Origin of the sequence: Streptococcus pseudopneumoniae, assembly GCF_038148935.1 — a bacterium.
In the GTDB taxonomy this organism is placed as follows: Bacteria; Bacillota; Bacilli; order Lactobacillales; family Streptococcaceae; genus Streptococcus; species Streptococcus pseudopneumoniae_U.
Genome location: NZ_JBBJZX010000006.1, coordinates 30,742 through 45,309, shown reverse-complemented (window position 1 = coordinate 45,309; position 14,568 = coordinate 30,742). Strand labels below are relative to the sequence as shown.

The following is a 14,568-nucleotide window of genomic DNA, read 5'->3' as shown; positions in this document are numbered from 1 at the left end:
GGTTGTGGATAGAACTGACGAAGTTAGCTCAAAATACTGTTTTGAGGTTGCAGATGTAAGCTGACGTGGTATGAAGAGATTTTCGAAGAGTATTAGTTAAAAACTTGATAAAGGAGAAATAAAGATGACAGAAATTTATCTAGCAGGTGGTTGTTTTTGGGGCCTAGAGGAATATTTTTCACGCATTTCTGGAGTGCTAGCAACCAGTGTTGGCTACGCTAATGGACAAGTCGAAACGACCAATTACCACCTGCTCAAGGAAACAGATCATGCAGAAACGGTCCAAGTGATTTACGATGAGAGAGCAGTGTCACTTAGAGAAATTTTGCTCTATTATTTTCGAGTTATCGACCCTCTATCCATCAATCAACAAGGGAATGACCGTGGTCGTCAATATCGTACTGGGATTTATTACCAAGATGAAGCAGACTTGCCAGCTATCTACACAGTGGTACAGGAGCAGGAGCGCATGCTTGGTCGAAAGATTGCAGTAGAGGTGGAGAAACTTCGCCACTATATTTTAGCTGAAGATTACCACCAAGACTATCTTAAGAAGAATCCTTCAGGTTACTGTCATATCGATGTGACCGATGCTGAGAAGCCATTGATTGATGCCTCTAACTATGAAAAGCCTAGTCAAGAGGTGTTAAAGGGCAGTTTATCTGAAGAATCCTATCGTGTCACCCAAGAAGCTGCTACAGAGGCTCCATTTACCAATGCCTATGACCAAACCTTTGAAGAAGGGATTTATGTAGATATTACGACAGGTGAGCCACTCTTTTTTGCCAAGGATAAGTTTGCCTCAGGTTGTGGTTGGCCAAGTTTTAGTCGTCCGATTTCCAAGGAATTGATTCACTACTACAAGGACTTGAGCCATGGGATGGAGCGAATCGAGGTTCGTTCTCGGTCGGGGAATGCTCATTTGGGTCATGTTTTCACAGATGGACCTCGTGAGTTAGGTGGCCTCCGTTACTGTATCAATTCTGCTTCCTTGCGCTTTGTGGCCAAGGATGAGATGGAAGAAGCAGGATATGGCTATTTATTACCTTATTTAAACAAATAGAACAGAGAGGGTGGGTGCTTCCCACTTTCTTCATTTCCAGAATACGAATAGAAGGGATTTATGAAACACCTATTATCTTACTTTAAACCCTACATCAAGGAATCAATTTTAGCACCCTTGTTCAAGCTACTAGAAGCTGTTTTTGAACTCTTGGTTCCCATGGTGATTGCTGGGATTGTTGACCAATCCTTGCCCAAGAAAAATCAAGGTCATCTCTGGATGCAGATTGGCCTGCTCCTTATCTTTGCAGTAATTGGCGTTTTAGTGGCCTTGGTAGCCCAGTTTTACTCAGCCAAGGCAGCGGTTGGGTTTGCCAAAGAACTGACAAACGACCTTTATCGTCATATTCTTTCCTTACCCAAGGATAGCAGAGATTGTTTGACAACTTCTAGTTTAGTCACTCGCTTGACTTCGGACACTTACCAGATTCAGACTGGTATCAATCAATTCCTGCGTCTCTTTTTACGAGCACCTATTATCGTTTTTGGTGCCATTTTTATGTCCTATCGCATCTCGGCTGAGCTGACTTTCTGGTTCTTGGTCATGGTTGTCATTCTGACTATTGTCATTGTCGGGCTCTCTCGACTGGTCAATCCTCTCTACAGTAGTCTCAGAAAGAAAACGGACCAGCTGGTTCAGGAAACGCGCCAGCAATTACAAGGCATGCGGGTCATTCGTGCTTTTGGTCAAGAAAAACGAGAGTTACAGATTTTTCAAACCCTTAACCAAGTCTATGCTAGATTGCAAGAAAAGACGGGTTTCTGGTCTAGTTTATTAACCCCTCTGACCTATCTGATTGTGAATGGAACCCTCCTCGTTATCATTTGGCAGGGCTATATTTCAATTCAAGGAGGAGTACTCAGTCAGGGTGCCCTGATTGCCCTTATCAACTATCTCTTACAAATTTTGGTGGAATTGGTTAAGCTCGCCATGCTGATCAATTCCCTCAACCAGTCCTATATCTCAGCCAAGCGAATCGAGGAAGTCTTTGCAGAATCTCCAGAGGATATCCATTCAGAGTTAGAACAAAAGCAAGCTACCAATGATCAGGTTTTACAAGTCAAAGAGTTAACCTTTACCTATCCTGATGCAGCCCAGCCTTCTCTGAGAGACATTTCTTTTGATATGAAGCAAGGGCAAATCCTTGGTATCATCGGAGGGACGGGTTCTGGTAAATCAAGCTTGGTGCAAGTCTTACTTGGACTATATCCAACAGACAAGGGAAGCATTGACCTTTATCGAAATGGATCTAGTCCTCGTAATCTTGAGCAGTGGCGGTCTTGGATTTCCTATGTGCCACAAAAGGTCGAACTCTTTAAGGGAACTATTCGTTCCAACTTGACTCTAGGCTTAAATCAAGAAGTGACTGATCAAGAACTCTGGCGAGCCTTGGGAATCGCGCAAGCTAAGGATTTTGTCAGTGATAAGGAAGGACTCTTGGATGCTGCCGTTGAAGCAGGAGGACGAAATTTCTCAGGCGGACAAAAACAAAGGCTGTCTATTGCTCGTGCAGTCTTGCGCCAAGCTCCGTTCCTTATCCTAGATGATGCGACCTCGGCCCTCGATACCATCACCGAGTCCAAGCTCTTGAAAGCTATTCGAGAAAATCTGCCAAATACGAGCTTAATTTTGATTTCTCAAAGAACGTCTACACTTCAGATAGCTGACCAGATTCTCCTCTTGGAAAAAGGTGAGCTCCTAGCTATCGGCAAGCACGAGGATTTGATGAAGACCAGTCAAGTCTATCGTGAAATCAATGCATCCCAACATGGAAAGGAGGACTAGCATGAGACGACAAACTGCAAACCAGACGCTCAAGTGTTTAGCCGTAGATTTAGCCAGCCATCCCTTCCTCCTTTTCCTAGCCTTTCTAGGAACTATTGCCCAAGTTAGTTTATCAATTTACCTACCTATCTTGATTGGGCAGGTCATCGACCAGGTCCTAGTGGCTGGTTCTTCACCAGTTTTTTGGCAGATTTTCCTCCAGATGATCTTGGTGGTCATAGGAAATACACTGGTGCAATGGGCCAATCCTCTTCTTTATAATCGCCTAATCTTCTCTTATACCAGAGACTTGCGAGAGCAAATCATCCATAAGCTTCATCGTTTACCGATTGCTTTTGTGGATCGTCAAGGCAGTGGAGAGATGGTTAGTCGTGTGACCACAGATATAGAACAGTTGGCAGCTGGCTTGACCATGATTTTCAATCAATTTTTCATTGGTGTCTTGATGATTTTGGTTAGTATTCTAGCAATGCTCCAAATTCATCTCCTCATGACCCTCTTGGTCTTGCTGTTGACGCCACTGTCCATGTTAATTTCACGCTTTATTGCCAAGAGATCCTATCATCTCTTCCAAAAGCAAACAGAGACGAGGGGAATTCAAACACAGTTGATTGAAGAATCGCTTAGTCAACATACCATTATCCAGTCCTTCAATGCTCAGGAAGAGTTTATCCAAAGACTGCACGAGGCGAATGACAACTATGCAGCTTATTCGCAGTCAGCCATCTTTTATTCTTCAACGGTCAATCCTTCGACTCGCTTTGTAAATGCGCTCATTTATGCACTTCTAGCTGGAGTGGGAACTTATCGTATCATGATGGGCTCTACCTTGACCATTGGACGCTTAGTGACTTTTTTGAACTATGTTCAACAGTATACCAAGCCCTTTAATGATATTTCTTCAGTGCTAGCTGAGTTGCAAAGTGCTCTGGCTTGTGCAGAGCGTGTTTATGGAGTCTTAGAGAGTCCTGAGGTAGCTGAAACAGGTAAGGAGGAGTTGACCAGTGACCAAGTCAAGGGAGCTATTTCCTTTAAACAGGTTTCTTTTGGCTACCATCCTGAAAAGATTTTGATTAAGGATTTATCTGTTGATATTCCAGCTGGTAGCAAGGTAGCCATCGTTGGTCCGACAGGTGCTGGAAAATCAACTCTCATCAATCTTCTTATGCGTTTTTATCCCATTAACTCGGGAGATATCTTGCTGGATGGGAAATCCATTTATGACTATACCCGGGCATCATTGAGACAACAGTTTGGCATGGTGCTACAAGAAACTTGGCTCAAGAAAGGGACTATTCATGATAATATTACCTTTGGAAACCCTGAAGCCAGTCGAGAGCAAGTAATTGCTGCTGCCAAAGCAGCCAATGCAGACTTTTTCATCCAACAGTTGCCGCAGGGTTACGATACCAAGTTGGAAAATGCAGGAGAATCTCTCTCTGTCGGTCAAGCCCAGCTCTTGACCATTGCCCGAGTCTTTCTGGCTATTCCAAAGATTCTTATCTTAGACGAGGCAACCTCTTCCATTGATACGCGGACAGAAGTGCTGGTACAGGATGCCTTTGCAAAACTCATGAAGGGGCGTACAAGCTTTATCATTGCCCACCGCTTGTCAACCATTCAGGATGCGGATATGATTCTAGTCTTAGTGGACGGTGATATTGTTGAGTATGGGAACCATCAGGATCTCATGACTAGAAAGGGCAAGTATTATCAAATGCAGCAAGCTGCAGCTTTTAGCTCTGAATAATCCTTTCTACTTTGAAATCTTATGGACAAAAAAAGTTGCCTTCGGGTGACTTTTTTGTTACAATAGCTAGAAAAATTATTCATTGTAATACTCCATGAAAATTAAAGGGCAAACTAGGAAGTTAGCCGCAGGTTGCTCAAAACACTGCTTTGAGGTTGTGGATAAGACTGACGAAGTCAGCTCAAAACACTGTTTTGAGGTTGTAGATAAGACTGACGAAGTTAGTAACCATATATCTACGGCAAGGTGAAGCTGATGTGGTTTGAAGCGATTTTCGAAGAGTATAAATTATCTTTTAGAAAAGGAGCCTAGAATGAAAGTCTATCAGCATGTAAATATCGTGACTTGTGATCAAGATTTCCATGTTTATCTGAATGGAATCTTAGCAGTTAAGGATTCTCAAATCGTCTATGTTGGTCAAGAGAAGTCAGAGATTTTAGAGCAAGCTGAGCAGATTATAGACTATCAGGGAGCCTGGATTATGCCTGGTTTGGTTAATTGCCACACACATTCTGCTATGACAGGATTGAGAGGAATCCGAGATGATAGCAATCTCCATGAATGGCTCAATGATTATATCTGGCCTGCAGAAGCAGGATTTACTCCCAACATGACTACAAGAGCGGTTAAAGAAGCTATGATAGAGATGCTCCAGTCGGGAACAACAACCTTCAACGATATGTATAATCCCAATGGTGTGGATATTGAGTGGATTTATCATGCAGTGAAAACTTCCAAGATGCGTTGTTATTTCTCACCGACCCTCTTTTCTTAAGATACAGAAACAACTGATGATACCATAAGCAGAACACGAACTATTATCGAGACAATCATAGGATATGAAAATCCAAATTTCAAGGTGATGGTGGCACCACATTCTCCTTACAGCTGTAGTAGAGATTTGCTGGAAACGAGCTTGGAAATGGCGAAAGAACTGAATATTCCAATCCATATCCATGTAGCGGAAACCAAGGAGGAGTCAGGCATTCTCCTGAAACGATATGGTAAACGCCCCCTCGCTTTTCTCGAAGAACTGGGTTACTTAGATCATCCGTCTGTCTTTGCTCATGGGGTCGAATTAAACGAGCGAGAAATTGAATGCTTGGCAACCTCTCAAGTAGCTATTGCTCACAATCCTATCAGTAACCTCAAATTGGCCTCAGGGATTGCTCCAATCATCCAGCTCCAAAAAGCAGGAGTAGCAGTAGGAATTGCGACAGATTCAGTTGCTTCCAACAACAATCTTGATATGTTTGAGGAAGGACGGACCGCCGCTCTCCTACAGAAAATGAAGAGTGGAGATGCTAGCCAATTCCCAATCGAAATAGCCCTTAAGGCACTGACAATCGAAGGGGCTAAGGTTCTAGGGATGGAAAATCAGATAGGAAGCCTAGAAGTAGGTAAACAGGCAGATTTTCTCGTCATTCAACCACAAGGGAAAATTCATCTCCAACCTCAGGAAAATATGCTTTCTCATCTCGTCTATGCTGTTAAATCCAGTGATGTAGATGATGTCTATATTGCTGGAGAACAGGTTGTTAAGCAAGGTCAAGTCCTGACAGTAGAACTTTAAAAGAAAAATAACGAAAAAAATTTAAAAAAAGTTTGCAAAAATCTTGCATTCTTTTTTTGACTATGCTATACTTATATACGGTTTGAAAAAACTGCCTAAGACAGTAGGGGAGCTCGACTCATAAGGATCCTACCGAGGACAAAACGTATCATGTAAAAAGAAGCGTATTGTACTTTCGTGTCTAGGTTTGGGCGCGTTTTTCTTTTGGAAAAATTCCCCAAGCAAAATAATTACGGAGGTGAACACACTAATGAGTGAAGCAATTATTGCTAAAAAAGCGGAACTAGTTGACGTAGTAGCTGAAAAAATGAAAGCTGCTGCATCTATCGTCGTTGTAGACGCTCGTGGTTTGACAGTTGAGCAAGATACAGTTCTTCGTCGTGAGCTTCGTGGAAGCGAAGTTGAGTACAAAGTCATTAAAAACTCAATCTTGCGTCGTGCAGCTGAAAAAGCTGGTCTTGAAGAACTTGCATCAGTATTTGTTGGACCATCTGCAGTAGCATTTTCTAACGAAGATGTTATCGCACCAGCGAAAATCTTGAACGACTTTTCTAAAAACGCTGAAGCACTTGAAATCAAAGGTGGTGCAATCGAAGGCGCTGTCGCATCTAAAGAAGAGATTCTTGCTCTTGCAACTCTTCCAAATCGCGAAGGACTTCTTTCTATGCTCCTTTCTGTACTTCAAGCGCCAGTGCGCAACGTTGCTCTTGCAGTCAAAGCGGTTGCAGAAAGCAAAGAAGACGCAGCTTAATCTTAAGCTACGCAGCGTAGCTTAGCTACGAAAAATCTATTATAAATTTAAAAACATATTTGGAGGAAATAACAATGGCATTGAACATTGAAAACATTATTGCTGAAATTAAAGAAGCTTCAATCCTTGAATTGAACGACCTTGTAAAAGCTATCGAAGAAGAATTTGGTGTAACTGCAGCTGCTCCTGTAGCTGTTGCTGCGGCTGGTGCTGCTGACGCTGGTGCTGCTAAAGATTCATTCGACGTTGAATTGACATCTGCAGGCGACAAAAAAGTTGGCGTTATCAAAGTTGTACGTGAAATCACAGGTCTTGGTCTTAAAGAAGCTAAAGAACTTGTTGACGGTGCACCAGCACTTGTTAAAGAAGGCGTTGCAACTGCAGAAGCTGAAGAAATCAAAGCTAAATTGGAAGAAGCTGGAGCTTCAGTTACTCTTAAATAATAGAGTACCGCAATTATATTGCGGAACCCTTGTTTAATGAGGTTTAAGACAATATAAAGGCGATAATAATTGGGAGAATAATTGTGTTCCCCACCGAAACCCCACTAGGAATTATCTTGGTGGGGTTTTTATATTGCTCTTTGTTAGAAATTTGTGTAGCTCTTGTTAAAAACGCACCAAAATTGGTGCGTTATACTTTTTTATGCTATAATTGAATTATAAAAATAAAGGAGTCTCCCATGATTGGAAAGAACATAAAATCCTTACGTAAAACACATGACTTAACCCAACTCGAATTTGCACGGATTGTAGGTATTTCACGTAATAGTCTGAGTCGGTATGAAAATGGAACGAGTTCAGTCTCTACGGAACTAATAGACATCATTTGTCAAAAGTTTAATGTATCTTATGTCGATATTGTAGGAGAAGATAAAATGCTTAATCCTGTTGAAGATTATGAATTGACTTTAAAAATTGAAATTGTGAAAGAAAGAGGAGCTAATCTATTATCTCGACTCTATCGTTATCAAGATAGCCAGGGAATTAGCATTGATGATGAATCTAATCCTTGGATTTTAATGAGTGATGATCTATCTGACTTGATTCATACGAATATCTATTTAGTAGAGAATTTTGATGAAATAGAGAGGTATAGCGGCTATTTGGATGGAATTGAACGTATGTTAGAGATATCTGAAAAACGGATGGTAGCCTAATGGGAATCCAAGATTATACTGATAGTCAATTTAAACAGGCTTTAGCAAGGAACCTTCGCTCACTGACAAGAGGAAAAAAGTCCAGTAAGCAACCTATAGCGATTTTACTTGGAGGACAAAGTGGTGCTAGTAAGACTACAATTCATCGTATTAAACAGAAGGAATTTCAAGGAAATATTGTTATCATAGATGGCGATAGTTTTCGTTCTCAGCATCCACATTATTTAGAGCTTCAGCAAGAATATGGCAAAGATTGTGTAGAATACACCAAAGATTTTGCAGGGAAAATGGTAGAGTCTTTAGTAACCGAATTGAGTCATTTGGGATACAATCTTTTGATAGAGGGAACTTTACGAACGATTGATGTTCCAAAGAAAACAGCACAACTCTTGAAAAGTGAGGGATATGAAGTACAATTAGCCATAATCGCAACAAAGCCTAAGCTATCCTATCTAAGCACTCTTATTCGATACGAAGAACTGTACGCTATCAATCCAAATCAAGCACGCGCAACTCCAAAAGAACATCATGATTTCATTGTAAATCATCTAGTTGATAATACCCGACAGTTGGAAGAACTAGCTATCTTTGAAAGAATTCAAATTTATCAACGAGATAGAAGTTGTGTACATGATTCAAGAGAAGATAAAATTTCAGCAGCAGATATTCTTCAAGAGTTACTGTTTGGGGAGTGGAGTCAGGTAGAGAAAGAGATGCTTAAATCTGGAGAAGAAAGATTTAAAGATTTAACTAATTGAAATAGTTGTTAGAACACAAATTTTAAAATATAGTCTACTTATAACTTTTGTTAGTTGTTTAATTAAGGTGGGCGAAAATTTTTTAGAACCAAAAAACGCATAATCTCAGGTGTTGAAAAACTTGAAATTATGCGTTTTCTTGTGGGAAGATTTACTCCATTTTCTTCAGGAATTGAGATTTTGCCCAGCCTCAAAAGTTCCAATCAATCTCAATAACTCAGGAAAAAGAAGACTGACAAAATATGACTACTTTAAGACGAAACTAAAATTTGATATCAAACTGGAGCATGTGGAGTAAGAAATCAAGATTCTGTAATGGATAGGTGATTACGGATATAAAGTTATAAGACTTGAAACTTTATTTCATAGACTTAATCACTCTTATCCTGCTTAAATTCATAGAGCTCTTCCAAGTAAAAATGAATTTTTTCTTTAATATATTTTAATGATTTATTATTAGTTATGTCTATAACACCAAACACACTATAGTGGTTTCGGTAAAGCTCATCATAATCAATCTGACTGCCTATGATGATAACTTCTGATTTTTTTGAACTAAATTGGATAGATTTTAAATAGAGTTTCATTTTTTTAGATGTTAGAGACCCTGATTTTATGATAAAATAAGTAGAAGATTTATATTTGTAGTTAATCTTATGTCCTTGTAAAATTTTTGTATTTTTAAATGTTTTTTTTAAGAAATAATATTTTAAATACAGAGATAAAATATAGCCAAATAAAGAGTAGTGTAAAATTTGAATTGCCTTCATAGCTTTCCTTTCATTAGAAATTAGTTTATCAAATGAAGAAAGATTAATATTATTGAGATACTAAAAAGTATCTATTTTATCCTGAAATGTCTAAATTAAGAAAATTTTTACCATTTGAGATAGTATAGAAACCATTTGAGATTTTTATAATTTAATTTCCATCATTCTGATAAGATTAAACTTATAGAAGGAGGCTAAATATGAAAGACTATATTTTATATCAAGATAGAGCTATCGTAAAGGTACCACTCTCTAAAATTTATTATGTTACAACTCACCCAACAAAAGCTCATGCTGTTCTTTTTGTAACAGCAGAAGGGAATTTTGAAGCTTCAACCTCACTAGCTAAAATCGAAGAGGAAAGTACAGAAGAACTTATTAGATGCCATAGAAAGTTTCTTGTGAATAAAGATAAAATAGCAGGATTTAATCATGAGACAAGAACGATTATGTTTATGGATGATAGAGTATCAGACATCGCTTGTTCTAGAAGACACTTTACAATATTAAAAAATCAGTGGAAAAATATATAGGAGTGAAGTAGTGAATATTTTTATACTAGAAGATAATTTTTTACAACAGACTAGAATTGAAAATGTTGTCAAAAAAATTTTGGTGGATAATAAGATTGAGTATAGGCATTTTGAGGTTTATGGAAAACCTCAACAGCTTTTAGAGGACATTTCAGAGAGAGGAAATCATCAATTATTTTTACTTGATATTGAAATAAAAGATGATGACAAAAGAGGATTAGACGTTGCTAGAGAAATTAGAAAACTTGATTCTCAAGCAGTGATTGCTTTTGTAACATCACATTCTGAGTTTATGCCTGTATCTTTTGAATATTTAGTATCAGCTATTGATTTCATTGATAAAGAATTACCTGAACCATTATTTATCAAACGAATTGAAAATGTTATTTTAAGTGTTAGCGATAATCAAAGAAGAACAGTATCTGAGGACTCTTTTATATTTACAGGATCCAAAGCTCAAATTCAAGTCCCTTTTAAAGATTTATTGTATATTGAAACATCAACAATTGCTCATAAGTTGACTCTCTATTCAAAACGAGACATAGTTGAATTTTATGGACAATTGTCAGATATTCTTAAACAGGAACCACGTTTGTTTCAATGTCATAGATCATTTATCGTAAATCCTTATAATATATCTTTAATTGATAAAGAAAACCGGATAGTTCATTTTCAGAACGGATCCTCTTGTATTGTCTCTAGATTAAAAATTCGTCCACTTATGAAAGCTATCGAAAGACTTCATGACTAAGGAGATTTAGATGATATTTTTTTAAATATTTTAGGTGTTTTTCTATTGTTATGTATCCATGCTAGGGTTGTAGGTGAGAGATTAAATCTGAAAAAAGTAGTAATGTCCATTATTCTGTTCCATCTTTTAACATTACTATTTATTGTTTTATTTAAATCAACTGAATTTTACTTTCTTGGGTCATTATTGCTTTATCCTACCTTTTTTATCCTATATACTTTGTCTATTGGTAAATTAAGAAGTAAGGTTTCTTTATTACTTTTTTACTCATTATTTCCACTTGGATTTTGGGATGTCATCAAAAATTTCTTAGGTTACTTTATAATTTCTAAGATTCCAATATTGTATAGACTATATGAAACTAATCTAGGAACAATGATTTTCTCTTTATTAGCTGAAATTATTGTGTTATTTCTTATTAGTCTCTTTCGATATAATTTTAGTCATTTAAAAATAAAGAACTTGGATAGAAAGACAAAATTTATTTTAATTACTGCGGATATTTTAATGCTAGCCTATTTTATCTTACCACCTTATATAAACTACAGTGATAAAGTAAGTTGGGATAGAATGTTGGATTATAAAGAATTATTGACAGCAGTTTACTTTTTATTGTTTATTTGTTTTGTTAATCTATTGGATAGAAAATTACTTCAAGAATTACAGGAGAAAGTCGTTCTACAAAAAGACATTCAATTGCAAAATCTTAGCAATTATAGTCAACAAGTTGAAGGGTTGTATCAAGAAATTAGAGGCTTCAGACATGATTATGCTAATATTTTGTCAAGCTTAAAAATAGGTATAGATCAAAAAGATATTAATCTGGTTTCTCAAGTTTATGATAGTGTTTTGAAAAATTCTGGTGAAAAATTAAAAGGCAAGCGTTTTGATGTAGCACATCTAAGAAATATCAATGATTTGGCGCTAAAGAGTTTACTATTATCTAAGTTATCGGAGGCCCAAAACTTATCTATTCCAGTTTCCCTGGAGATTAGTGAACAGTTCTCTATAAAAAATATGGAACAAATTGACTTCTTAACAATTACTTCTATCTTGTTAGATAATGCTATAGAGTCCGCAGCAGAAGGAGGAATAGCAATTTGTTTTCTTGAAGATACAGAATGGAATAAATTAGTCATGATTGTAAAAAATTCTACTTTAGAAAGAGAGATAGAATTGAGAGATATATTCAAGCGTGACAATTCTTCAAAAGGAGAAGGTCGGGGTATAGGATTGGCCAATGTTCGGAGAATTTTAAAATCTTATCCAAATGTATGTTTGAAAACCACAAGTAAAAATTATGTCTTTACACAGATCTTGGAAATAGAACTTTAAAAGAGTCCCCCTTAAAATATTCTATAGAATATTTTAAGGGGGACTCTTTTGTTATGACTTTATATACATTTAAATACGAAATAGTTCTAGTTTTGAAATTAGATTTTAGAATATGGTTATCACATAAATCTTATGCTGTAAAAAATGATATGTTTCTGTATAAAATTTATAAGATTCATTAATTTAATTTATCAGTATTATTGTATTTGACAATAATTACTATTGAAATTTTATAAATTTTCATCTGTACCTAAAATATCTTATTTTAACGGTAGTTATTGATCGTTTTACAGCTAATACAGGAGTCCTTGTTCAAGCATTCATGGGAATCACTTCCTCGTTCATTTGAACGATTTTACGTCCAGAGAACACTTGATGAGCATAAGTGAACAGGATCATCTTCATGAGTATAGCTTGATGGAAGTCAGGGCGAGCAGTGTGAGAGGTTTCTTCCAATAACATTTGGCTAGGGATACTGTCCACAGAGAGGCTAATCATTCTAGCTTTGTGAGTTGCTGGAATATCATAGGTAAAATTTACTTCCAAACTTAATTGATTTGCATTATAATCTTTATACATTGTCATGGTTTTCTAATTGTTTTTTGATAGTTAGAAGTAGTTTTGGCCTAGGTTATCTATAGAGATTCCACGAGTTCTCACAACAGAGGTTTACCGATAAAAAAACCACTACAGTTGACAATTATGAAATAATGTACAATGTTTTTTATAAAAGCTTTGACTAGTTAAAAAATCGGGAGTTTCTGTTTATCTTAAGTATAAGGTTATCAAAATCCTTCCAGAGGTTTCCTCCATAAATCTTTAACAGGTTTTCAGAACTTATTGTTGGAAATTTTTTTAGAGATATTTGTTTTTTGTCCATTTCTTAGACCTCCTTCGTTTATATACTAATTATAAAATAATATATTTAAAAATTTTTTTGAAAATCCCAAAAGGTATCTATATAATCATAAAGTGTTATCTATAAGTTATTGAGGATTTTATCTTTATAGTAATCGAAGTAAGTTTTTTTATCAATGATACTCGTTACTTGGCCTTGTAAACCATATTGTATGATGTTACTGTCTTTATCTGGTAGTTGGGCTAGTGCAGTCACTTTAAAAAGATTTCCTTGTTCAGTTTTTGTTGCTGTTCTATCAATAGAATGGATTTTCCCAATTATTGTGATACTTTGATTTCCGATTTTTTCTAGTTTAAGACGTGCGACCTGATCTTCTTTAAGTAAAGGGACATACTCAGAAGTGACATAGTAAGTAATAAGTACCTCTTTAGTTTCTTGAATATTGGGGTAAATTTGGGCGATTTCACTACCGTTTGGAATTAGAGTTTTTCCATCAAATTCATTATTTAAATGAATGATTCCTGTACCTGGGGCTTTAATAGTGTTGTGTTCAAAGTTAACATTTGCTTGCCCAAGTTGAGCTGTCATCTCTGTGATTTGTGTTTCAACAGTTGTCAGCTGTTGAGATGCCGATTGTAGAAATTGGGTTCGTAGGACTTCTACTTTGGTTCCTAAACTACTATCGTAAGTCGCAACACTTCCTGTACCTGCTCGTTGAATATTAAGACTAGCGATAGAGGATTTTAGACTTGAGATACTCTGATTAATTTGAGAAAGATATTGATCAGCTAATCCTTGCTGAGATTGTTGCTGGGATTGGACTAAGTAGGAATTTAAAGTAGCTTTGTGTGGATTGCTAGCCGACAAAGTCGAACTTTTATTAGTGATAGCTTGACTAAGTTCCTCATACTCTGCTATTTGTTTGTAGATATAATTGATTTGTTTCTCTATAGCAGTGGCGGTATTTCCTGCTAAAGCTAGTTGATTATTAACCTCTGCATTGGTTTTAGAGATGCCTAACTCTATATCTTGAGATTGTGTGATAAAGTTGTTAAAGGTATTAATATAACCGAACTCATCTTCTCCTGTAAAGAGGTTATTTCCTTGTGACAGACTTTCTTTGAGAGTCTCGATTGCAGTTTTTTGCCGATTTAGGGTAGCTAGCTGTGTTTCAAGAGCTTGTTTTTGGGATTTCTCCATTGTTTCAGCGTATTTGATAACGACGTCATCTTTTTTGACCGATTGGTTATTGGACAGATTATTAGTTGTTATGGTGTTATTGCTAGTTGATTGGATTGAAGCAATGACTTGAGTTGGTGTAATCTCTCCTCTCGATGTGACGGTGACCTCTTTTTGGGCAAATAGAGAGAAGATAAGCAAGAAACTTAGTAATAAGACTAATGGTACAATTAAGAGTGTCGCAAAATTATGGTAGCGGCGCTGATAAAATTCTGCACTTTTAAATAGCTTTGGGTTCATGA

Annotated in this window: 12 protein-coding genes, 2 pseudogenes and 1 other annotated feature; of the genes and pseudogenes, 11 read left to right on the top strand and 3 right to left on the bottom strand. The window is 36.9% G+C overall.

Going from position 1 to position 14,568, the window contains the following annotated elements; genetic code table 11:
• Positions 1-124 precede the first annotated feature (124 nt).
• From msrB to pezT, 8 genes and pseudogenes are all read left to right on the top strand, one after another.
• A complete protein-coding gene (msrB, locus tag WKI42_RS01580) occupies positions 125-1,063 on the top strand; it encodes a peptide-methionine (R)-S-oxide reductase MsrB (protein ID WP_368081004.1) in 939 nt (312 codons plus the stop codon).
• Between the two features lie 60 nt (positions 1,064-1,123).
• The gene (locus WKI42_RS01575; RefSeq protein WP_368081003.1) at positions 1,124-2,848 is read left to right on the top strand and encodes an ABC transporter ATP-binding protein; all 1,725 of its coding nucleotides are present in this window, start codon (positions 1,124-1,126) and stop codon (positions 2,846-2,848) included.
• 1 nt (position 2,849) lies between these two features.
• Positions 2,850-4,598: an ABC transporter ATP-binding protein gene (locus tag WKI42_RS01570; protein ID WP_368081002.1), complete on the top strand. Its 1,749-nt coding sequence runs from the start codon at positions 2,850-2,852 to the stop codon at positions 4,596-4,598.
• 313 nt (positions 4,599-4,911) lie between these two features.
• Positions 4,912-6,171, top strand: a pseudogene (locus tag WKI42_RS01565) (TRZ/ATZ family protein).
• A gap of 76 nt (positions 6,172-6,247) precedes the next feature.
• Positions 6,248-6,383 (top strand) — a sequence feature (ribosomal protein L10 leader region).
• A 38-nt stretch (positions 6,384-6,421) separates the two neighbouring features.
• Positions 6,422-6,922: a 50S ribosomal protein L10 gene (rplJ, locus tag WKI42_RS01560; protein WP_054380833.1), complete on the top strand. Its 501-nt coding sequence runs from the start codon at positions 6,422-6,424 to the stop codon at positions 6,920-6,922.
• Positions 6,923-6,996: 74 nt separating this feature from the next.
• Complete coding sequence (rplL, locus tag WKI42_RS01555; protein ID WP_001196965.1) at positions 6,997-7,365, top strand: 50S ribosomal protein L7/L12; 369 nt, start codon at positions 6,997-6,999, stop codon at positions 7,363-7,365.
• 239 nt (positions 7,366-7,604) lie between these two features.
• Positions 7,605-8,081 (top strand): type II toxin-antitoxin system antitoxin PezA, encoded by a 477-nt coding sequence (gene pezA, locus WKI42_RS01550; protein WP_049513467.1) that lies wholly within the window; start codon positions 7,605-7,607, stop codon positions 8,079-8,081.
• Positions 8,081-8,839, top strand: coding sequence for a type II toxin-antitoxin system toxin PezT (gene pezT / locus WKI42_RS01545; protein ID WP_368081001.1), 759 nt, complete (start codon positions 8,081-8,083; stop codon positions 8,837-8,839). Before pezA ends, pezT begins: the two co-directional genes overlap by 1 nt.
• Positions 8,840-9,210: 371 nt before the next feature.
• Here pezT and WKI42_RS01540 read toward each other — a convergent pair whose 3' ends face one another.
• Positions 9,211-9,609, bottom strand: a complete 399-nt coding sequence (locus WKI42_RS01540) for a hypothetical protein (RefSeq protein ID WP_368081000.1) — start codon at positions 9,607-9,609, stop codon at positions 9,211-9,213.
• 200 nt (positions 9,610-9,809) lie between these two features.
• On the opposite strand from WKI42_RS01540, the gene WKI42_RS01535 reads away from it, so the two are divergent.
• The 3 genes from WKI42_RS01535 to WKI42_RS01525 all read left to right on the top strand — a co-directional run bounded on the left by WKI42_RS01535 (position 9,810) and on the right by WKI42_RS01525 (position 12,228).
• Positions 9,810-10,142, top strand: coding sequence for a LytTR family DNA-binding domain-containing protein (locus tag WKI42_RS01535; protein ID WP_000656277.1), 333 nt, complete (start codon positions 9,810-9,812; stop codon positions 10,140-10,142).
• Positions 10,143-10,152: 10 nt separating this feature from the next.
• Positions 10,153-10,893 (top strand): response regulator transcription factor, encoded by a 741-nt coding sequence (locus WKI42_RS01530; protein WP_140834654.1) that lies wholly within the window; start codon positions 10,153-10,155, stop codon positions 10,891-10,893.
• A gap of 102 nt (positions 10,894-10,995) precedes the next feature.
• On the top strand, positions 10,996-12,228 hold the full coding sequence (locus WKI42_RS01525) for a GHKL domain-containing protein (RefSeq protein ID WP_368080999.1): 1,233 nt from the start codon (positions 10,996-10,998) through the stop codon (positions 12,226-12,228).
• A gap of 268 nt (positions 12,229-12,496) precedes the next feature.
• On the opposite strand, the pseudogene WKI42_RS01520 reads toward WKI42_RS01525, so the two are convergent.
• Positions 12,497-12,807 (bottom strand): annotated as a pseudogene (locus tag WKI42_RS01520) (IS5/IS1182 family transposase); the annotation flags it as partial.
• Between the two features lie 400 nt (positions 12,808-13,207).
• On the bottom strand, positions 13,208-14,566 hold the full coding sequence (locus WKI42_RS01515; RefSeq protein WP_368080998.1) for a bacteriocin secretion accessory protein: 1,359 nt from the start codon (positions 14,564-14,566) through the stop codon (positions 13,208-13,210).
• Positions 14,567-14,568 lie beyond the last annotated feature (2 nt).